The sequence below is a fragment of the Lactobacillus taiwanensis DSM 21401 genome, from assembly GCF_001436695.1.
GTDB lineage: Bacteria > Bacillota > Bacilli > Lactobacillales > Lactobacillaceae > Lactobacillus > Lactobacillus taiwanensis.
Genome location: NZ_AYZG01000009.1, coordinates 1 through 273 on the forward strand (window position 1 = coordinate 1; position 273 = coordinate 273).

The window sequence follows — 273 nt, forward strand, 5'->3', positions numbered from 1 at the left end:
CGCTTAACCTCATAGCTGATAGTAGAAGGAGAACAGTTTAATTCACGGGCGATGGCACGCAAAGAATAGCCATCTTTCAAACGCAATTGAATAATAACTCTTTCCTCGAATGATAAATGCTTGCCTTTAATGTGCTGATTCATGGTAGAATGTAAAGAGTCCATTTTGACCTCGTTTCTAAATGTTGTGTGGTAACTACATTCTATCAAACAGGTCCGAATGGACTTTTTATTTTTTATCAAGTGTTCAATTTAATTTTACAATCAGCGAAAA

The 273-nt window shown here is 35.5% G+C and carries 1 protein-coding gene; it reads right to left on the reverse strand.

What is annotated here, in order from left to right; all coding sequences use genetic code 11:
* A partial coding sequence (locus FD18_RS09270) for a helix-turn-helix domain-containing protein (RefSeq protein WP_157053598.1) occupies positions 1-164 on the reverse strand: 164 nt, incomplete at its 3' end.
* Positions 165-273: the final 109 nt, after the last annotated feature.